Genomic DNA, 20562 nt, shown 5'->3' with positions numbered 1-20562 from the left:
ATGACTGCGATTGTCGATCAAGAAGAATTAGCGTTGTTCCGTGAGTCGGTAATCAAGGCACTGGAAAAAGAAATTAAACCCCACTACGAGCAATGGGAAAAAGACGGCATTGCCCCCCGCAAGCTTTGGAACACTCTAGGCGACGCCGGCATGCTGTGCGTAGACGTGCCCGAGGACTGCGGCGGCTGCGGCGCGCCATTCCAGTATTCGGTAGTGGTAAGCGAGGAACTGGCGCGGATGGGCTTTGGCGCGCTGTCTACTAATGTGATGGTGCACTCTGACATTGTCGCGCCTTATCTGAGCCACTTGGGCAACGACGAGCAAAAACAGCAGTGGCTACCAAAAATGGTTTCAGGTGAAACCGTGGGTGCCATCGCCATGACCGAACCCGGCGCCGGCAGTGATTTGCAGGCCATGCGCACCAGTGCCGTAAAAGAGGGCGACGACTACATTTTGAACGGCTCCAAAACGTTCATTACCAATGGCCAGCACGCAGACATGGTGATTGTGGCGGCAAAAACCGATCCCTCCGCCGGTGCCAAGGGCGTCAGCCTGTTTCTGGTGGACACCACGCTGGAGGGTTATGGCGTTGGTCGCAATCTGGACAAGATTGGCCAGCATGCCGGTGATACCTCCGAGCTGTTTTTTGCTGATATGCGGGTGCCTGCGTCGGCGTTATTGGGCGAGGCCGGCAAAGGCTTTGCTTATTTGATGCAGGAACTGCCCCGCGAACGCCTGGTGATTGGCGCGCTGGGTGTGGCAGCGGCCCGCGGTGCTCTGGACCTGACCGTTGCTTACTGTCAGGAGCGGGTGCTGTTCGGCCAGAAGTTGGCTCAGCTGCAGAACACCCGTTTTGAAATGGCCCGCATGGAAACCGAATACCGCATCAATAAGGCTTTTGTAGATCAGTGCATCAACGAATACGTCGCCGGCACTCTGAATGCCGCCACTGCGTCTATGGCCAAATACAGTGCAACCGAAATGCAGTGTCGGGTGACCGATGGTTGCCTGCAGTTGTTTGGCGGTTATGGTTACACCAGTGAATATCCGATTTCACGAGCTTTCGCGGATGCTCGCGTGCAGCGCATTTATGGCGGTACGTCGGAAATCATGAAGGAAATTATTGCACGCTCAATTTTCGGCCGCGCCTGATTAACGATGGCCAATAACAACCAAACCTTTCAATAAAACGGGGACAAACAACGATGACTGACACGTCTAATGATAATTTCGTAGTAATAGCCGGCGCCGCCCGTACACCCATGGGCGGCATGATGGGCTCGCTGAGCAGCGTACCTTCGCCGCAGTTGGGCGCGGTTGCGATAAAAGCCGCCATAGAGCGTTCCGGCCTGAAGCCGGCTGACATTGATGAAGTCATCATGGGTTGCGTATTGCCGGCTGGCCTCGGCCAGGCACCTGCGCGACAGGCTTCCCGCGGCGCTGGCATACCGGACAGCTCTGGCTGCACCACCGTCAATAAAATGTGCGGCTCGGGTATGCAAGCGGTAATGCTCGCCCACGACCAGATCAAAGCCGGTACCAACAATATTATGATTGCCGGTGGTATGGAAAACATGAGCCAGGCGCCGTATCTGCTACCCAAGGCTCGCGGCGGAATGCGCATGGGCCATGGCCAGGTAATGGACAGCATGTTCCTCGACGGCCTGGAAGACGCCTACGAAGGCAGTCTGATGGGCGTTTTTGCACAAAAGAGCGCGGATGACTATAAGATCACCCGTGAGCAAATGGACAACTTTGCCATCGAGTCCCTCAACCGTGCCAACGCCGCCATCGACAACGGCTGGTTCGCGCCCGAAATCTGCGCAGTCAGCGTTGCCGGTCGTGGTGGCGACACAGTGGTGGATACCGACGAGCAGCCAGGCAACGCCCGCCCGGATAAGATCCCCACGCTGAAGCCCGCGTTCAAAAAAGACGGCACCGTAACCGCTGCCAATGCTAGCTCCATCAGCGACGGCGCCTCAGCACTGGTACTGGCTTCGGCAAAAGAAGCGAAAGCCCGCGGTTTGCACCCACAGGCAAAAATCATCGCCCACGCTACCCACGCCCAGCTACCCGCAGAGTTCACTCTGGCCCCCATCGGCGCCATCGACAAAGTTTTGAAAAAAGCCGGCTGGGGCAAAGACGACGTAGACCTTTACGAAATCAACGAAGCCTTCGCGGTCGTTTCCCTTTTGGCCATCAACGAACTAGGCCTGGATGCCAATAAAGTGAACGTGTACGGCGGAGCCTGCGCTCTCGGCCACCCCATTGGCTCCTCCGGCTCAAGAATCTTGGTCACTCTGATCAACGCATTGAAGCAAAAAGGCCTGAAGCGCGGTGTTGCTGCACTGTGCATCGGCGGTGGTGAGGCGACGGCGGTGGCTATTGAGTTGATCTGACTTTTGGCGGTTCTTCCTTCTGTGTTTTGACATGGGGGGAGGCCACCGAGGCGGGGGTACCTTTCTTCTGGGAAAAGAACTCGCTGCGCTCAAACACCTTTTCCCTGACAGAAAGATACCCCCACCTCGCGAACCCGCCCCTGAACCATCAGGCTACGAAGCGAGTTCGCCTCGAAACTATTAAGCTAAGAAGCGAACCCACCACCAAATCAAAAGGCTACCGAGCGCATTTGCCTTTCACCAAGAACAACTTCACCCACCGTATGCAGCTTCAATAACTGCGACTGAAGCATAAAAATCGGCCGGCTACCCTCCAGCGTCAGAGCAATATCAAAATGCTCCCCACTGCACTCAACCGACATACCCGCAATCCGAAAACCCCGAACCCGCACCACGCGGCACAAGCGTTCAAGGCCAGCCGGTTCGGACTGCATACGGCAATACAAAACATGCCGGTTGGAGACAGTCTTGCTAGATACCGTTGTGTTGGATGGTATGGCCTTACTCATGCTGCATTCTCCTCGGTTTTGTTCTTCGCTGGTTTCGTACTTTCGATCATGTCGCGGTTGCTTCCGCCGGGTCTTACTGTGGGCCACACGTTCTCTTCGCGAGCAACGGCCACGTGCAACAGCATCGGGCCCTTGTAAGCCAGAATCGTCTCAATACCGCGGCGAATCTGATCGGTGCGATTGATGTGCAACGCTGGAATACCGAAGGCCCGTGCCATGGCTACAAAATCCGGGTTGTCGTCCAGGTTAATGTGGCTTTCGCGGTTGTTATAAAACAGCTCCTGCTGCTGGCGCACCATGCCCAGGCACTGGTTATCCAGAATGATTATTTTCAGTGGGAGCCGGTAACGGCGAATAGTAGCCAGCTCCTGGGCATTCATCATGAACGAGCCGTCGCCGGCTACGTTTATAACCGCCGTACCAGGCTTTGCGAACTGCGCACCAATGGCTGCTGGCAGGCCGAAACCCATGGTGCCCAGGCCGCCGCTGGTCAGATGCTGGCGCGGGTGATTGAACTGATAATGCTGCGCTACCCACATCTGGTGTTGGCCTACGTCGCAGGAAATAATCGTGTCATCACTGGCAATGCGGGACAGCTGGCGCACAAACGCCGGGCCGGTAATGGGCGCCAGGGCTTCCTCGTTATCCGCAGCCTGAAAGCCACCGGTGGTGAGCCAGGTGCGGCATTGCTTCTGCCAGGTTTCAATGCTCAACGGCTGTGCTTGTAGCCCGCGGGTAAGGGCGCTCAACACGTCATTCAAATTCGCGTTGATGGTCACAGCCGCGGCTTTTATCTTGTTGAACTCGGCGCTGTCGGCATCGATGTGAATAATCTTTGCGTTGGGAGCAAAGGTTTCCGGCTTGCCGGTCGCACGGTCATCCAGGCGGGCGCCGATCACCAGAAGCAGATCACATTCGTCCACCGCGCGATTGGCCGCACGACAACCGTGCATGCCCAGCATGCCCAAGTGGTTCGGGTTGTGCCGGCCCGGGTTGCCAATGCCCTTTAGAGTGACAACACCGGGCAGGGCCGAGTGTTCAGCAAACTCGCGAAAGCTGTCCTCAGCGCCGGCTAACGTGATGCCACCGCCGCTGTACAATAATGGCTGACGGGCCTCGCGCAGCAGGCGCAGAGTTTCGTTGATACCTTTATCGATAGCGGCGCTATATATGGCCGAATCGGTTCGTGGCTCTGCGCTTTCACAACTCTCGCGCTTATCATGATCAGCTGCTTCCGGGTTTACCTGAGTCAGCAGAATATCTTTGGGAATATCGATCCATACCGGCCCTGGCCGGCCGCTTTGCGCCAAAGCAATGGCCTCAACAAGAATGCCGGGCAAACTGTCGGCGTCATCCACCAGATAGCTGTGTTTAACAATGCCCAGCGTCATACCCAGTACATCCGTTTCCTGAAACGCATCGGTACCAATCAGCTCCGAAGGCACCTGGCCGGTGATGACCAGCAGCGGCACCGAATCCTGAAACGCGTTGGCCACGCCGGTAATCAGGTTGGTAGCGCCCGGGCCGGACGTGGCAATGCACACGCCCAAGTTGCCGCTTGCGCGGGCGTAGCCGTCAGCGGCCAGGGCGCAGCCTTGCTCATGGCGGCACAGCACATGTTCCACACTCACATCATCCACCAGCGCATCGTACAGCGGCATGATGCAACCGCCGGGGTAGCCGAATACCGTGGTAATACTGTGCCGCTGGAAAGCCTGGAGTATGTGCTGCGCGCCGTTCATGGTCTGAGTTCCTTTTATTGTCGGTTTACCGTTACAAGTGCTTTCAAAAAAGGCCAAAAAAAAGCCCCCGGGACCTTTCGGTGCCGGGGGCTTTGGTGTTTGCAGTGTCGGTTTAGAAATCTCGCCTCAACTGTGTATCCACGCAAAAGCCCCCGGGGGATACCATCACCACCAGCACGAGCTTCATTAGGATAACAACAGCGTTAAAGTTCATTTAATACATATCTCTTCGAAATTCATTTACCGAAACTGTGTAGAATCTAACCTCTTTTTTATGCGCTTGGCAACCCGTTTTTTTAGTGGTGTTCGCAACAACCGGTTTTTTTAATGAGAGCAGTATGAACAAATTCAAATGGAGCTCTGTCGGCCTGTCCGTCGTGTTAATTGTGGCGTTGCTAGTCTGGATGGCCAGCGGCGACATCAAACAGACAGAAACCAAAGCGCCGGAGCCACTGGCGCAGCAGGGCACCGAACTGACCCGGGTACAGGTAACAACGTTGAACGCTCGCAATTATCAGCCCGAATTGTTGGTACAAGGGCAGGTGTTGCCGTGGCGATCCGTTGCCGTGTCCGCCAGGATATCTGCCACGGTGAAATCACTGGAGGTCGGACTGGGTGACACCGTTAGTAAAGGCCAGACGCTGCTCACCCTCACTGACGACGGTCGCAGCGCCGAACGCAGTCGCTGGCAGGCACGGGTGCGCAAACTGAACGCGGATTTGAACGCTGCCCAGAGTTTGCGCAGCCGTAATCTGGCGTCTGATTCGGATTTGCTGGGGCTGGAAAGCGAAATGGCGGCGGCCAAAGCCGAATTGGAAATGGCCGATCAGGGGGTTGCAGATTTGGCGCCCCAAGCGCCCTTTGATGGCGTGATTAACCAAAAATCCGTAGAAGCGGGTGATTGGGTACAACCGGGCACGGCCTTGATGCACGTAGTTCAGGTAGACCGGCTAAAAGCCACGGCCCAGATACCCCAGCAAGCGGTGCACCAGGTCGCTGAAGGCCAGCTGGTCAGTGTGCGGTTGCTGAACGGCGAAGAATTAAGCGGGCGTGTTCGTTTTTTAGCCAGCGCCGCCGACACCGGCACCCGCAGCTTTGCGATCGAAGTAGAGGTAGACAACCCGCAACAAAGGCGTATCGCTGGTGGCAGCGCCAACCTGGCCATTGCCTTGCCCGAGGTGAGCGCCCATCACCTGTCGCCGGCGTTTCTGGCGTTGGATAGCAACGGTAAGCCTGGCGTAAAACACGTCGGCGATGACAACAAAGTGGTGTTTTCCCGGGTTCGCCTGCTCAGCGTGAAAACCGATGGCGCCTGGGTAGATGGCTTACCGGAAAGCCTGCGCCTGATTACTCGCGGCGCAGGCTTTGTCAGCGAGGGTGAAGAAGTCACGGCCGTTGCCGCAACCAGCGGCGAGGGCTAACTCATGCGCTCCCTTATATTTGCAGCTATAGACCGCAGTCGCACCACGTTGCTGTTGCTGTTGTTTCTGGTTATTGGCGGTTACGCCGCTTACATGGTAATTCCCAAAGAAGCCAATCCGGACATCACCATTCCGATGATTTATGTGTCCATGAGCCTTGAAGGCGTCAGCCCGGAAGACGCCGAGCGTTTGCTGGTACGGCCGATGGAACAGGAATTGCGCTCTTTGGAAGGGGTCAAGGAAATGCGCGGGAACGCCTCTGAAGGCTTTGCGTCCGTCATGCTGGAATTTGACGCTGGTTTCGACGCCGACAAAGCCTTGCAGGACGTGCGCGAAAAGGTAGATACCGCACGCAGCAATCTGCCGCAGGAAGCCGATGAGCCACGAGTGAATGAAGTGAATATTTCACTGTTTCCGGTGATGTCCATTGGCCTCTCCGGCCCGCTGGCCGAGCGTGAGCTGATCACCATCGCCCGCGGCTTGAAAGACGCCATTGAAGCCATTCCGGAAGTTTTGGAAGTCGACATTGCCGGCGATCGCGAAGATCTGCTGGAAATTGTCGTCGACCCCCAGGTGTTGGAAAGTTATGGCCTGGATTTTAATCAGTTGGGCACATTGGTGTCGCGCAACAACCAGCTGGTAGCGGCGGGCTCCATCGACACTGGCAATGGCCGGATGACGTTGAAAGTGCCGGGCGTGATTGAAAACGTGGAAGACGTGCTGTCGATACCGGTAAAGGTAGCTGGCGACACCGTAATCACCTTTGGTGATGTCGCCATGCTGCAGCGCAGCTACAAAGATCCCCAGGGTTTTGCCCGTATCAACGGTAAGCCGGCGCTGGTGCTGGAAGTGTCCAAGCGTTCCGGGGCCAACATCATCGCGACCAGTGCTCAGGTGCGTGAATTGATCGTGGCGGCGCAAGAACGCCTGCCCGACGAGCTGGATATCCGTTACATCATGGACCAGTCGGGCGAGGTGGAGGACATGCTAACCGACCTGCTGAACAACGTGCTGACCGCCATTGTGTTGGTCACCATCGTGATCATCGCCACTATGGGCCCGCGCGCCGCTATATTGGTCGGCCTGACCATTCCGGGCGCCTTCCTGACGGCGATTCTGGTGATCTGGTCTATGGGTATGACCCTTAACATTATTGTGCTGTTCTCCTTGATTCTGGTGACCGGCATGTTGGTAGACGGCGCCATTGTGGTGTCGGAGCTGGCAGATCGAAATCTGTCAGACGGCCTGAGCGTTAACAACGCCTGGGGTGAAGCTGCCAGCCGCATGGCCTGGCCCATTATCGCCTCCACCACGACCACCCTGGCGGTGTTTGTGCCCTTGTTGTTCTGGCCCGGTATGGTCGGGGAATTTATGAAGTTTTTGCCCATCACGGTGATTATCTGCCTGCTGGCGTCTTTAGCGATGGCGCTGGTGTTTTTGCCGGTGCTGGGTGGCATTGGCGGCGGTCGCCGGCCGCGGGCGGTGCACACTGATAACCGTTTGATGGGCGTTTACCGCAACAGTCTGGCCGCCATATTGCGTCGCCCCGGACTGACTCTGCTAGCGGTGATTCTGGTGATTGGCGTGGTTTACGCCGTCTATGGCCGGTTAAACCACGGCGTAGAGTTTTTCCCCAGCGTAGAACCGGAGTCGGCCCAGGTTCAAGTGCGTGCCCGCGGTGATTTGTCCATTTGGGAGCGCGACGCCATTGTGCAGGCTGTGGCCGGGCGTTTACAGGGCATGCCCGAGGTGCGTGCCTTGTACAGCCGTTCGATGATCAGCGGCAGCCAGCAAATGGCGCCGGATGTTATTGGTGTGCTGCAGTTTCAGTTTAACGAATGGAACACCCGGCGTGCCGCCGACGTTATTTTAGAGGATTTTCGCCAGCGCACCGCCGACATTCCAGGCGTGGAGCTGGAGTTTCGTAAGCAGGAAGATGGCCCGGCCGGCGGCAAACCGATTGAGTTGCAGATCAGCAGCCGTAATCCCGACAACCTGGAAGCCGCGGTCAGCGCGATTCGTTCGCAAATGCTGGAGCAGGGTGCTTATGTCGACACAGAAGACGATCGCAGCCTTGACGGCATTGAATGGCGCCTGAAGGTGAACCGCGAAGCGGCTGCCCGTTTCGGCACCGACGTGGCCAGCATCGGCAACGCCGTGCGGCTGGTGACCAACGGTTTGGTGCTGGCCAATTACCGCCCTGAAGACGTGCGCGACGAAGTGGACATTGTGGTGCGCGTTCCTAACAACTGGCGTGAACTGGATCAACTGGAACGGCAAACTCTGAACACCTCACGGGGCCAGGTACCGCTGTCGCAGTTTGTAACTCTGGAGCCCGGTGATAAAACCGGCAACATCGTGCGGGTGGATGGCCGCCGTACCATCACCATCAAAGCCGATCTGCAACCCGGTCGCCAAGTGGAAGAGGCGTTACGAGAGCTGCTCGCTAACATGCCTGAGTTGCCGGACGGCATAACCGTGCTTGAAGGTGGCGAAAGTGAAGATCAACAGCAAGCGGCCAACTTCCTGATTAACGCGTTTCTGGTGGCCATAGGGCTGATGCTGCTGATTCTGGTGACCCAGTTCAACTCGCTGTACCAAAGTTTTTTGATTTTGTCGGCCATTGTACTGTCTACCGCTGGCGTGTTACTGGGCCTGCTTCTGAACAGTCAGCCGTTTGGCATTGTGATGGTGGGTATGGGTACCATTGCGTTGGCGGGTATTGTGGTAAACAACAATATTATTCTGATTGATACTTACAACCAGATGCGGGCCGACGGCATGGAACCGGCGGCAGCGGCGCTGGAAACCGGTTGCCTGCGCCTACGCCCGGTGTTGCTAACCGCCATAACCACCGTACTAGGCCTGATGCCGATGGTGCTGGGCATAAACGTAGATTTGATTACACCGTCGCTAGGGCTAAACGCGCCATCCACCCAATGGTGGACCCAGATGTCCAGCGCCATTGCCGGTGGGCTGACGTTCGCAACGGTGCTTACCCTGCTACTCACACCGGCGCTGTTGGTACTGGGTGAGCAAAGCGGGCAAAAAGTGAAACAGTTGCTGGGAGCTAGGGGGCAAGCTAAGGGACGGATTTGAAATCCGTCCCTGGGGGTCTGAGCTAGGGGACGGATTTCAAATCTGTCCCCGGGAGCCCCTATTTATTGGCACTGCGGGCGTCTTTGATTACGTCGTAGGCGTGGGTGATTTCGCCGGTGCGCTCTTCGGCCATTTCGCGCATGCTTTCTGGCAAGCCGCGGCCGGCCAGTTTGTCCGGATGATTTTCACTCATCAGCTTGCGATACACCTTTTTGATGTCGTCATCGCTGTCTTGCGGCGATACCCCCAATACCTTGTAGGCGTCTTCGTTTTGTTGAACGCTGGAGCGCTGGCCGCCGCCGGTCTGGCTGTAATGGGCACCACGCAGCATGGCTTCCAGCTGGTCAACCTGGCTTTCCGGCAACCCCAGGCCACGGGCAATTTTAACCAGCATCTCGTGCTCGGCCGGGTGCACTACACCATCGGCGGCTACCGCCGATACCTGAACCTGCAGAAACATCTGCAACAAAGCCGACTGGCCGCCGCTGACGCGCATAAAGCGTTGCAGTTCGGCGTCCAGATCAAACTCTGGTGCTTTGCCGCGGTTGAACGCGGCGCGGGCGTTGGTCTTCTGGCTTTCGTTCAGGCGAAAGCGGGTAAACATGGCCTCCGCCACGGCGATTTCATTTTGTGAAACCACGCCGTCGGCTTTGCACACCGCACCCATGACCGCGAACACAGACTCAACAAAACCGCTTTGAATATTCTGCAGTTTTCCGATTAACCGGCTTTTTATTCGGTTCAGTAAAAATGCACCAATCGCGCCGCCAATAATGAAGCCGGCGAAGCCGCCAAAAGCCGAACCAATCAGGCCGCCTAGAATGATTGCAAACAGCATTAAGGTATCCTTTGTAAAAGATTTAGATCGTGGAAATATACGGGTTTTTGCCACTTAATACATGAATGGCGCGTTAAAAGGGTATTTTTTCGCACAATTCTCGGCTTCTGGACCGGGTTTAAGGCGTTTGTAACAATGCCGTTAGCAAGCCGGCCGCCAGCGACAATACCATGGGCACCGTCACTAGCAATCCAGTCTGGCGGCTGCCAATACCCAGTGCCATGCCGGATTTCACCAGATTATTCACCGCCGCGGCGATCACAATGCCTATTACCGCGGTATTGCTGTCCAGACCAGCGAGGGACATGCGGGTGAGCGACAGAGTAATGGCGTCCACATCTGCGATGCCTGAACTGGCGGCCAGCACATAGATGCCGGTATCGCCGAGCCAGTTTTTCAGGAACTCACCCAATAGCAGGATGCCGGTCAGAAGAGCACCAAAAACCAGGGCCGAGGTTAAGTCCAACGGATTCTGGCTTAGCACCGGCTGGCTGACATTGCTGTTGTGGCTGTGCCGATACCAGATTATCAGGGCCGGGCCGTAAAGCAGCGCTGTCATCACCAGAACCGGGAGCACCAGGCTGGGAAGCAGAGCCGGCGCAATCACAAAGCAGTAAATCAGAATGCGCGGAAACATGGTGCCGCAAGCAATCAAAATGCCGGCCGCCAGTTGCGGCGCTATTTGCGGCGCCTTTGCAGACTGCCGCGCAAAGTGCAGGGTCAGCGCGGTGGACGAGCTCAAGCCGGCGAACAGACTGGTGAATAGAATACCCTTTTGAGTGCCGGCCAAACGCATAGTGAAATAGCCGACAAAGGAAATGGAGGCAATCATCACCACCATCCACCAGATTTCCCGCGGGTTCAGCACACCGCCGGGGCCCATGCTTTGATTGGGTAACAAGGGCAGCATCACCACGGAAATCAGCAGTAGCTTGAGCGCTGCGTCCAGCTCGCTGGCCTGAAGTTTATGTACCAGGCTGTGAATCTCTTCCTTATTGTCCAGAATGATAGCCGTGACCACCGCTGCTGCCGTGGCAATCACCGGATCTATGGCCACCGCAATGGCGCCAAAACAGAAGGTCAGCACCATGCCGATGATTCCGGTAATACTGAAGTTGCGGATGTACTGCAACCGGCTGCTGTAGGCAACCAGGCCTGTCGCGACCACGGCAATCAGCAATACCGGGAATGCCCAGGCTGAAAGTTCGCGGGTAATCAGCGCGGCCACCCCGCCCAGCAAGCCGACCAGCGCAAAGGTGCGAATACCCGCAACACGATCGCCGGATTTCTGTTCGCGGGCATCCCAGCCCCGTTCCAGGCCCACAATGGCGCCCAGCAACAAAGCAATGGCCAAACGGATAGTGGATTGATTAGTGGCCAAAAAATCGGTGGTTACGTCCATGGTAATAACTGTCCTGCACAGCGGTTTTTGCCAGGCAACACAATCTGCTAAACTCTGCCACCTTTTCACAGCTATTTTCACGCTTACAACCCATTACCACAACCGCAGACGGTTGCTGGCGATAGCGGCTGTCGCAATGACCCGAACTGAGTAACCCTTAAGCAACTCTTAAGAAGCTCTTAAGTAAAAACGGAACCCGATATGGTGAACACCCTTAAGCATCAATGGCTGTCGAATGTGCGCGGCGATTTACTCGCGGGCGTAGTGGTGGCGCTGGCGCTGATTCCCGAAGCCATTGCCTTTTCCATTATTGCCGGCGTAGACCCGAAAGTAGGGCTGTACGCGTCATTCTGCATCGCCGTGATCATCGCCTTTGTCGGCGGCCGGCCGGGCATGATTTCTGCAGCTACCGGCGCCATGGCGCTGCTCATGGTTACCCTGGTAAAAGAACACGGCCTGGAATATCTGATGGCCGCCACCTTGCTCACAGGTCTGATTCAGTTGGTGGCCGGCTACTTAAAGCTGGGCAGCCTGATGCGCTTTGTGTCGCGCTCGGTGGTGACCGGCTTTGTCAACGCCTTGGCCATCCTGATCTTCATGGCTCAGCTGCCGGAACTGACCAACGTTACCTGGCACGTATATGCACTAACGGCGGCTGGCCTGGGCATCATCTATTTGTTTCCTTATATACCGAAGCTGGGCAAGGTGCTGCCGTCGCCATTGGTGTGCATTGTGGGGCTGACGGTTGTTGCGTTCCTGTTTGATATCGACGTGCGCACCGTAGGTGATATGGGCGACCTGCCGGATACACTGCCGATTTTCCTGTGGCCAGATGTGCCGCTGAATCTTGAAACCCTGATGATTATTTTGCCCTACGCCATACCGCTGGCAGCGGTGGGCCTGTTGGAATCGATGATGACTGCCACCATCGTGGACGATCTGACCGATACCGAAAGCGACCGCAACCGCGAATGCAAGGGGCAGGGTATTGCCAACATCGGTTCGGGCTTGCTGGGCGGTATGGCAGGCTGCGCCATGATTGGCCAGTCGATCATCAATATCAAATCCGGTGGCCGTGGCCGCCTGTCAACGCTGACCGCCGGTGTTTTCCTGATGGTGTTGATTCTGGTACTGGACGACTTTCTGGTGCGCATTCCCATGGCCGCGTTGGTAGCGGTGATGATCATGGTGTCCATCGGCACCTTCTCCTGGGAGTCTATCCGCAATCTGAAAACCCATCCGTTGTCGTCCAACATTGTGATGCTGGTGACCGTGGTGGTGGTGGTGTTCACTCACAACCTGGCATTGGGCGTATTTGCCGGTGTGCTGCTGGCGGCGCTGTTTTTCGCCAACAGAATTGGCCATTACATGGGCGTGGACAGTGTTTTGAACGAGGCTGACAGTACCCGTACCTATAAGGTTACCGGGCAAGTATTCTTCAGTTCGTCGGAAAAGTTTGTAGCCGCCTTTGACTTCCGTGAAGTGGTCGATAAAGTAGTAATAGATGTGAGTCGCGCCCATTTCTGGGACATTACCGCCGTGGGTGCGCTGGACAAGGTCGTTATCAAGTTCCGCCGCGACGGAGCAGAGGTAGAAGTTATTGGCATGAACGAAGCCAGTGCCACCATCGTTGACCGCTTTGGTGTGCACGACAAGCCGGAAGGCGTTGACCAGCTGATAGGCCATTAATATGCAAAATACAACACCGAACGCCAAGCGCCCTTCACAAAAAGCGTCACAAAACGCGCCGCAAGACACCTTGCACGTGGTGGCCTGCATTGACGGCTCACGCGCTGCGCCGGCGGTGTGTGACTACGCTGCCTGGGCGAGCAAATATATGGACTCGCCGCTGACCCTGCTGCACGTGCTGGACGAAGAGCGCTATCCGTCAGAGCCGGACCTGGCTGGCAATATTGGCCTCGGCAGCCGGGAACATTTGCTGGACGAACTGGCCGAACTGGATCGCAAACGCTCTAAGCTCGCTTTGGAGCACGGCAATCACATGCTGGAAAACGCCGAGCAGCGAGTTAAGCAGGCGGGCATCAGCGACATCAAAAAGCGTCAGCGCCACGGCGACCTCACCGAATCCCTACTAGGGCTTCAGGAGCAGACGCGCTTGCTGGTGATGGGTCTTTATGGCGAAAGCAGCTCCGACCGCGATCTGCACATTGGCAGTCAGCTGGAGACGGTGATTCGCAGCATGAGCCGCCCAATTCTGCTGGTGCCTGACAACTTTTCTGCGCCGCAAAGCTCCATGTTGGCTTTTGACGGCAGCGCTACCGCGTTTCGTGGAGTAGAGCACTTAGCCGCCACCCAGGTTTTGAGAGGCATGCCACTGCACCTGGTGATGGTAGGCGAGGAAAGCCCAGAGGCCATGGCGCAGCTGCGCAAAGCCGAGGCCATGCTGGCACCGCTGGAAGCCGACATCACCCTGGCCATCCGCAGCGGTGAGGTAGAGCATGTGTTGCATCGCTACCAGAACGAACACAACATTGATTTACTGGTAATGGGCGCCTATGGCCACTCAAAAATTCGTAGGTTCCTGCTCGGTAGTACCACCACCAATATGCTGAAAACAGCTAAAAAACCACTGGTTATTCTGCGCTGAGATTTTACGGAATAGTGGATACATTTGTGGTTTTAGGGGACAGATTTCAAATCTGTCCCCGCTTTGGAAATTACGCCCGACCCTTAAAAAGGCGAGGCCACTAACGTGGTTTCGCCTTTTTTATCAACGTTGTTCCCTACCCGGGCTGGGCTACAACCAATTCGTCTATTGTGATTACAAAAGTAAACAGTAAAGTTTACAATCGATGCGTCGGGTTTAAAGGAATTTAGCGGGATGCGACAGAAAGTTAACGTTATCAAGACAAGTCCTTCCGCCGAGCCGGAGCCGTCAGCTGTTGCGAACACGCCAGTCATCGTAGGCATTGGTGCATCTGCGGGTGGCCTGGAAGCGTTAGAAGATTTTCTTTCTCATGTGCTAACTCCCTGTAGCACCGCATTTGTTGTCATCCAGCATCTTGACCCTACCTACAAAAGCATTATGCCCGAGTTGCTGCAACGCATTACACAGATGAAAGTGATGCAAGCGCGCAACCGTATGAAGGTAGAGCCTAACTGCGTGTATGTAATCCCACCTAACAAAGATTTGTCTATCCTACACGGTTCACTATTTTTGCTTGATCCGGTAAATAAGCGTGGGTTGCGGTTACCCATTGATTACTTTTTTCGGTCTCTGGCTGATGATCAGCACGAACGCGCTGTGGGTATCATTCTGTCTGGCATGGGTTTTGATGGCACGATAGGCTTACGCGCCATCAAGGAGAATGCGGGGCTGTCTTTGGTGCAGTCGCCTGAATCCGCGAAATTTGATGCAATGCCTCGTAGCGCGATCAATGCTGGGCTAGCTGACATCGTCGCATCGACTGAAAAACTGCCAGAACACATAGTGGCGTTTATGAACCATAGCCCACGGGGTGTTCTGAATAACATTGCAATGAAGTTAAAGCTTAAGCCAGCAAGCTCGCTTGAAAAGATCGTTATCATATTGCGTGAGCGTACCGGGAACGATTTTTCATTCTATAAGGAAAATACGCTCTATCGTCGCATTGAGCGACGCATGGGTTTGCACCAGCTTAAAACCATGGAACTCTATGCGCGTTATCTACGTGAGAATTTACAAGAACAAGACTTACTGTTCAAAGAATTATTAATTGGGGTCACCCATTTTTTTCGTGACCAAGAAGTATGGGTACAGCTCAGGTCAGTTTCATTGCCAGCACTTTTAGCTCATTATCCTGAAGGTAAAGAACTTCGAGCTTGGGTGACGGCCTGCTCCACGGGAGAAGAGGCGTACTCGCTAGCAATGACGGTAATGGACGTTTTGGATGACGTTAAGCCCAAAGGGCGTTTCAAGTTACAGATATTTGCGACTGATTTAGACGATGATGCTATTAATATTGCGCGAGTAGGTCAGTATCCCGCAAATATTGAAGCTGCTGTACCTTCAGATCAGTTAAATCGTTACTTTATTAAAGAGGATAACGGTTACCGCATCACTAAGAAAATACGTGATATGGTTATATTTGCACCACAGAACATCATTATGGACCCACCATTCACAAAATTAGATATTATTACGTGTCGTAATATTTTAATTTATTTTGGTGTGAGCTTACAGCAGAAGCTAATTCCACTGTTTCACTACGCATTAACGTCTAACGGTATTTTGCTTTTAGGCAACGCTGAAACGATTGGTAATGCCACTTCATTGTTCTCAGCACTCAACGATAATGCCCGGATCTATACCCGTATTGATACTCTTGAACACCATGTAGAAGTTGACTTCCCTACACACAAAGTTCCCGTCATATCCTTGTTAGAAAATGAACCTGAGAGTCCTCGTGACATGACCCCAAAAATCACCAACTTACAAGGGCAGGCGGATCAAATTCTGCTACAAAACTACTCACCCGCCGCGGTTTTGGTGAATGCTGCCGGTGATATACTTTATATCAATGGTCGCACCGGAAAGTATTTAGAACCCGCTGCAGGAAAAGCCAACTGGAATATTCACGTAATGGCGCGTGAGGAACTGCAACACCACATTAATCTCGCAATGAAGCAAGCTCAGACGCAGGTAGAGCCTGTTAATATTCCAAACCTGACGGTAGATGCATGCACTATTAATTTGACGGTTCAAGCCATTACTAAACCAAAATCTCTGCTTGGTTTGCTAATGGTGGTGTTTACCGATGTTGCGAAATCAACCAAGTTGCCCCGCAGAAAACCGGGTGCAGCCGAACAAGAAAGTAAGGCCGAATTGCAACAGGCTCGTAGCGACATACAATCACTTCACGAAAAAATGCAGGCTTCCCAGGAAGAGCGGAAATCTGCTAATGAAGAACTGCAATCAACCAATGAAGAGTTGCAGTCGACCAATGAGGAGCTAACCACTTCCAAAGAAGAAATGCAGTCGATGAACGAAGAGTTACAAACCGTCAACGCCGAACTGCAATCCAAGGTCGAAGATTTGTCGTGGACCAATAACGACATGAAGAATCTGCTTAATAGCACGGAAATAGCCACGATATTCCTCGATAATAAACTGCGCGTACGGCGTTTTACCTCTCACATCACTCCTCTGTTCAAACTGATCGCGAGCGATGTCGGTCGCCCACTTTCGGATGTAGCGACTGAGCTGGATTATGTCACACTGCAAAAGGATGCGAAGGCGGTGTTAGAGACGCTGGTGTTTTCAGAAAAGGAGATCACTGCCGACAATGATCGCTGGTTCAAGGTTCGCATCATGCCTTACCGAACGCAGGATGACGTGATCAGTGGTGTGGTTATTACCTTCATTAACATTAGCGAAGCCAAAAAGTTAGAGAAAGAATTACGTGTTTTAAGGCCGGTAATATGACCACCCCGCCAAAGCCGCCAAAGCCGCCAAAGCCGCCAAAGCCGCCAAAGCCGGTGTCAACAGAATTGCGGCAGCGTGCCGAAATACGATTGGAAAACCAGGTTGAGCGTAACAACGCTATCCGGAGTGAAGAGAACGCCCAAAGGATGCTGTATGAACTGCAAGTTCATAAAATCGAACTGGAAATGCAAAATGAGGAATTGCAGCAGGCGCGGATAACAGAACGATTGCATTACCGATATACGGAGTTATTTGAATTTGCACCGATTGCGTATTTTGCTTTTGATCGGGATGGCGTTATCAATCAGGTCAATTTGCGCGGTGCGAGCCTGCTGCGCATCGAAAGAGCCAATCTGGTAGGGAAGTTGTTTTCAAACCACGTGACGGCTCAATATCGTGATACTTTTAAACGGTGTCTGGAAAAAGCCTTTGAAGGCAACGGCATAGAATTTTGCGAAATATTAGTTAAGGTTGAAAAGCGTACGGCTTGGTTCAGTGTCGAGGCGAATCTGGGCGTTACGGGTATGGACTGCCTAACCGCGATGATTGACATTACCGATAGAAAGAAAGCTGAAGAGAACCAAAATATAGCCAATGAAGAAAAAGAAAAGCGGGCAAGCGAGTTGATTCTTGCTAACGAAGAACTCGCCTTTCAAAATAAAGAGAAAGATAAACGAGCAAATGAATTAATTCTCGCGAATGCGGAGAAGGAAAAACGAGCAAATGAGTTAGCCTTGGCAGCCAGTGTATTTGCCCATGCAGGTGAAGCGATCACCATTACGGATGCTGCTGGAACCATACTGGACGTTAACGACACTTTTACAGAAACAACAGGCTATAGCCGTGAAGAGGTTATTGGGAAAAATTCACGGATTCTACAATCGGGTCGGCAATCCCCAGAATTTTATGTTGATATGTGGAATGCGCTACTGAAAGAAGGCTATTGGTATGGCGAAATCTGGAATCGTCGTAAGTGTGGTGAATTATACGCGGAAATGAAAACCATCAGTGCCGTACGCGATGCAAATAACGTCACCACCCACTATGTTGCCTTATGTACCGATATAACCCAGATTAAAGAACATCAAGACCAGCTAGAACGTATAGTTCATTTCGACATACTCACGAGGTTACCCAATCGCTCATTGCTTGCGGACCGATTGTCGCAAGCGATGTTGCAGTGCCACCGCCATGATAAATCACTAGCGGTCTTATTTCTCGATTTAGATGGTTTTAAGCGCATTAATGATGCCTACGGGCACGATGTGGGCGATGAACTGCTAGTTGCACTGTCTCAGCGCATGCAAGATGCATTACGTGAAGGTGATACCTTAGCCCGGATTGGCGGTGATGAGTTTGTTGCCGTTTTAACTAATTTGGTGAGGGTCGAAGATTGCGAGCCCATACTAGGGCGTATTCTACTCGCGGCTTCTGGGCCGGTGGCTCTTGGTGAAGCGGTGGTAAAGGTATCAGCAAGTATTGGGGTTACCGTTTACCCGCAGGACAATGTCGATGCTGACCAACTTGTGCGCCACGCAGATCAAGCCATGTATGTGGCTAAAGAATCAGGTAAGAATCGTTATCATTTGTTTGATACGGCTCAAGATGATGCGGTTAAAGAGCAACGGAAAAGCCTGGCGGCTATTCGCAGTGCATTGGATAATAAACAATTCGTGCTCTATTATCAGCCTAAAGTTAATATGCGGACGGGTACGGTTACGGGTGTTGAGGCGTTAATTCGCTGGCAACATCCTGAACGGGGCCTGTTAAATCCAATTGCGTTTTTGCCCGTGATTGAAAAACATGCTATGAATATCGAGATGGGTGAATGGGTTATTGATACGGCGCTGGCGCAGATCAGTCAATGGCAAAACTTGGGGTTCAGTCTTTCTATAAACATCAGCATAAATATTGCGGCAGTACAATTGCAACAACCTGATTTTACACAGAAGCTAGCCACTCTGCTTGCGACCCACCCTGATGTTAAACCTCAGCTTTTAGAGTTAGAGGTGCTGGAAACAAGCGCCTTAGACGACGTGCAGCATGTGTCAGAGGTTATGGATGCGTGTATAGCGCTGGGTGTAAACTTTGCTTTAGATGACTTCGGCACAGGCTATTCGTCACTGACACATCTCAGGCGTTTACCGGCCCGCCTGATTAAAATAGACCAAAGCTTTATACGCGACATGCTAGTCGATTCTGATGATTTAGCCATTGTTGAGGGCATAATAGGTTTGGCGAAATCATTCAAACGTGACGTAATTGCAGAGGGTGTGGAAACGATTGCCCACGGTGCGGCGTTATCAAAGCTAGGCTGCGAATTAGCGCAAGGATACGGCATCGCAAGACCGATGCCTGCGAGTGATGTTCCGGCATGGATTGATAACTGGAAGCCGGATGTGAGTTGGCAGGCCTGAATAGACAGCGGGATAGGGGACAGATTTGAAATCCGTCCCCGCTTTGCGGTTTTTTGCAAACTCACGCCGCCTGCCCGGCCGCCACACCCGATGCCCAGGCCCACTGAAAGTTATGCCCGCCCAAATGGCCGGTAACGTCGACCACTTCACCAATAAAATACAGATTAGGCTGCTCCAGAACCGCCATGGTTTTGGACGACAACTGGCGGGTGTCAACCCCGCCCAAGGTCACTTCCGCAGTGCGATAGCCTTCGGTGCCTGCGGGCTTTATGGTCCACTGCTGCAGCGTGCGGCTGATCTGTTCGATATCCGGGTTGCGGTAGCTTTGAAGCGGACCGGTCCAACGTTGCAGCTCGTTGAAGGCTTGCGCGAAGCGTTTTGGCAGGTGCGCGTTTAGATAGTGTTCGAGCGTGCTTTGCGGTTTGAGTTTGCGCAGGCTTAGCAGGTCTTGCTCAACCTGCTGTTGTGGCAGCAGGTTGATGTGCAGTTCGTCACCGGGCTGCCAGAAGCTGGAAATCTGCAGCATGCTTGGGCCACTTAAACCGCGGTGGGTAACCAGCATCGGTTCCTGGAACTGTTCATGATTGCACTCCGCGCTTACCGGGCAACTGATGCCAGCCAACGGGGCCAGTGTCATTTTCAGTTCCGGATGTAAAGTAAAGGGCACCAGCCCGGCGCGGGTGGGTAGTATTTCCAGCCCGAATTGGCGGGCCAGGTTGTAGCCGAAGCTAGAAGCCCCCAGGGTGGGGATAGACATCCCGCCACAGGCAACGACTAAAGACTCACAGGTTAATGCTTGGCCACCCGCGGTAAGGCGATAACCTTTGGGCGTTCTTGCCACCTCCGTAACGCCGGTTTTTAGGCGCACTTCAGCTCCGGCCCATTCGCACTCGGTCAGCAGCATGTTCAGTATGTCTTTGGCGCTGTGCTGACAGAATAACTGGCCTGGAGCCTTTTCTTCGTACTCCACGCCATGCCGCTCCACCAGATCCAGAAAGTGCCTGGGGGTGTAGCGTCTCAGCGCTGAAATGCAGTAATGGGGATTGTCGGACAAAAAGTTCGCGGTTGTGCTGTTTAGATTGGTGAAATTACAGCGCCCGCCGCCGCTCATCAGAATTTTCTTACCAGCCTTATTAGCATGATCCAGCACCAGAACCTTACGCCCTCGATAGCCAGCGGTTGCCGCACACATCAGCCCCGCCGCGCCGGCGCCGATGATAATGACATCGTAATGGCTGCCGCGATGGTCACTAGCGTGCTGATTGTTGGCGTTCTGGTTACTGGAAAGCGTTGTCATTACCGTCTGCCGC

13 protein-coding genes are annotated in these 20562 nt (G+C 53.8%); 8 read left to right on the top strand and 5 right to left on the bottom strand.

Annotation, left to right across the window (positions count from 1 at the left end):
• Both MIH19_RS14060 and MIH19_RS14055 read left to right on the top strand, forming a co-directional pair.
• Entirely contained in the window at window positions 1-1152 is a 1152-nt protein-coding gene (locus MIH19_RS14060) for an acyl-CoA dehydrogenase family protein (protein WP_249005461.1), read from the top strand.
• 53 nt (window positions 1153-1205) lie between these two features.
• Window positions 1206-2399: an acetyl-CoA C-acyltransferase gene (locus tag MIH19_RS14055; protein ID WP_249005460.1), complete on the top strand. Its 1194-nt coding sequence runs from the start codon at window positions 1206-1208 to the stop codon at window positions 2397-2399.
• Window positions 2400-2608: 209 nt separating this feature from the next.
• On the opposite strand, the gene MIH19_RS14050 is transcribed toward MIH19_RS14055, so the two are convergent.
• On the bottom strand, window positions 2609-2908 hold the full coding sequence (locus MIH19_RS14050) for an ACT domain-containing protein (RefSeq protein ID WP_249005459.1): 300 nt from the start codon (window positions 2906-2908) through the stop codon (window positions 2609-2611).
• Complete coding sequence (gene ilvG / locus MIH19_RS14045) at window positions 2905-4650, bottom strand: acetolactate synthase 2 catalytic subunit (RefSeq protein WP_249005458.1); 1746 nt, start codon at window positions 4648-4650, stop codon at window positions 2905-2907. Before ilvG ends, MIH19_RS14050 begins: the two co-directional genes overlap by 4 nt.
• Before the next feature lie 338 nt (window positions 4651-4988).
• Between ilvG and MIH19_RS14040 the strand changes: the two genes are divergently transcribed.
• Window positions 4989-6071, top strand: a complete 1083-nt coding sequence (locus tag MIH19_RS14040) for an efflux RND transporter periplasmic adaptor subunit (RefSeq protein WP_249005457.1) — start codon at window positions 4989-4991, stop codon at window positions 6069-6071.
• 3 nt (window positions 6072-6074) lie between these two features.
• Window positions 6075-9170 carry an efflux RND transporter permease subunit gene (locus tag MIH19_RS14035; RefSeq protein ID WP_249005456.1) on the top strand — a complete coding sequence of 1032 codons (3096 nt, stop codon included), beginning with the start codon at window positions 6075-6077 and terminating at the stop codon, window positions 9168-9170.
• 58 nt (window positions 9171-9228) lie between these two features.
• On the opposite strand, the gene djlA is transcribed toward MIH19_RS14035, so the two are convergent.
• A complete protein-coding gene (gene djlA / locus MIH19_RS14030; RefSeq protein WP_249005455.1) occupies window positions 9229-10008 on the bottom strand; it encodes a co-chaperone DjlA in 780 nt (259 codons plus the stop codon).
• Window positions 10009-10126: 118 nt separating this feature from the next.
• Window positions 10127-11410 (bottom strand): MgtC/SapB family protein, encoded by a 1284-nt coding sequence (locus MIH19_RS14025; protein WP_249005454.1) that lies wholly within the window; start codon window positions 11408-11410, stop codon window positions 10127-10129.
• Window positions 11411-11611: 201 nt separating this feature from the next.
• Between MIH19_RS14025 and MIH19_RS14020 the strand changes: the two genes are divergently transcribed.
• The 4 genes from MIH19_RS14020 to MIH19_RS14005 all read left to right on the top strand — a co-directional run bounded on the left by MIH19_RS14020 (window position 11612) and on the right by MIH19_RS14005 (window position 19252).
• Window positions 11612-13099, top strand: coding sequence for a SulP family inorganic anion transporter (locus tag MIH19_RS14020; RefSeq protein ID WP_249005453.1), 1488 nt, complete (start codon window positions 11612-11614; stop codon window positions 13097-13099).
• A gap of 1 nt (window position 13100) precedes the next feature.
• Complete coding sequence (locus MIH19_RS14015; protein WP_249005452.1) at window positions 13101-14018, top strand: universal stress protein; 918 nt, start codon at window positions 13101-13103, stop codon at window positions 14016-14018.
• Window positions 14019-14252: 234 nt separating this feature from the next.
• Complete coding sequence (locus MIH19_RS14010) at window positions 14253-16835, top strand: chemotaxis protein CheB (protein WP_249005451.1); 2583 nt, start codon at window positions 14253-14255, stop codon at window positions 16833-16835.
• Complete coding sequence (locus MIH19_RS14005; protein WP_249005450.1) at window positions 16832-19252, top strand: EAL domain-containing protein; 2421 nt, start codon at window positions 16832-16834, stop codon at window positions 19250-19252. The genes MIH19_RS14010 and MIH19_RS14005 overlap by 4 nt, the downstream gene beginning before the upstream one ends.
• Before the next feature lie 61 nt (window positions 19253-19313).
• Here MIH19_RS14005 and MIH19_RS14000 read toward each other — a convergent pair whose 3' ends face one another.
• Window positions 19314-20549, bottom strand: coding sequence for an NAD(P)/FAD-dependent oxidoreductase (locus MIH19_RS14000; protein WP_249005449.1), 1236 nt, complete (start codon window positions 20547-20549; stop codon window positions 19314-19316).
• Between the last annotated feature and the right edge of the window lie 13 nt (window positions 20550-20562).

Origin of the sequence: Marinobacter sp. M1C, from assembly GCF_023314135.1 — a bacterium.
GTDB lineage: Bacteria > Pseudomonadota > Gammaproteobacteria > Pseudomonadales > Oleiphilaceae > Marinobacter.
This window is presented reverse-complemented; position numbering and strand designations above follow the sequence as displayed.

Coding starts and splice junctions, on each gene's coding strand:
- MIH19_RS14040 (WP_249005457.1), top strand. CDS start 4,989: ATGAACAAATTCAAATGGAGCTCTGTCGGCCTGTCCGTCGTGTTAATT.
- MIH19_RS14035 (WP_249005456.1), top strand. CDS start 6,075: ATGCGCTCCCTTATATTTGCAGCTATAGACCGCAGTCGCACCACGTTG.
- MIH19_RS14025 (WP_249005454.1), bottom strand. CDS start 11,410: ATGGACGTAACCACCGATTTTTTGGCCACTAATCAATCCACTATCCGT.
- MIH19_RS14055 (WP_249005460.1), top strand. CDS start 1,206: ATGACTGACACGTCTAATGATAATTTCGTAGTAATAGCCGGCGCCGCC.
- MIH19_RS14000 (WP_249005449.1), bottom strand. CDS start 20,549: ATGACAACGCTTTCCAGTAACCAGAACGCCAACAATCAGCACGCTAGT.
- MIH19_RS14060 (WP_249005461.1), top strand. CDS start 1: ATGACTGCGATTGTCGATCAAGAAGAATTAGCGTTGTTCCGTGAGTCG.
- MIH19_RS14005 (WP_249005450.1), top strand. CDS start 16,832: ATGACCACCCCGCCAAAGCCGCCAAAGCCGCCAAAGCCGCCAAAGCCG.
- MIH19_RS14020 (WP_249005453.1), top strand. CDS start 11,612: ATGGTGAACACCCTTAAGCATCAATGGCTGTCGAATGTGCGCGGCGAT.
- djlA (WP_249005455.1), bottom strand. CDS start 10,008: ATGCTGTTTGCAATCATTCTAGGCGGCCTGATTGGTTCGGCTTTTGGC.
- MIH19_RS14010 (WP_249005451.1), top strand. CDS start 14,253: ATGCGACAGAAAGTTAACGTTATCAAGACAAGTCCTTCCGCCGAGCCG.
- ilvG (WP_249005458.1), bottom strand. CDS start 4,650: ATGAACGGCGCGCAGCACATACTCCAGGCTTTCCAGCGGCACAGTATT.
- MIH19_RS14015 (WP_249005452.1), top strand. CDS start 13,101: ATGCAAAATACAACACCGAACGCCAAGCGCCCTTCACAAAAAGCGTCA.
- MIH19_RS14050 (WP_249005459.1), bottom strand. CDS start 2,908: ATGAGTAAGGCCATACCATCCAACACAACGGTATCTAGCAAGACTGTC.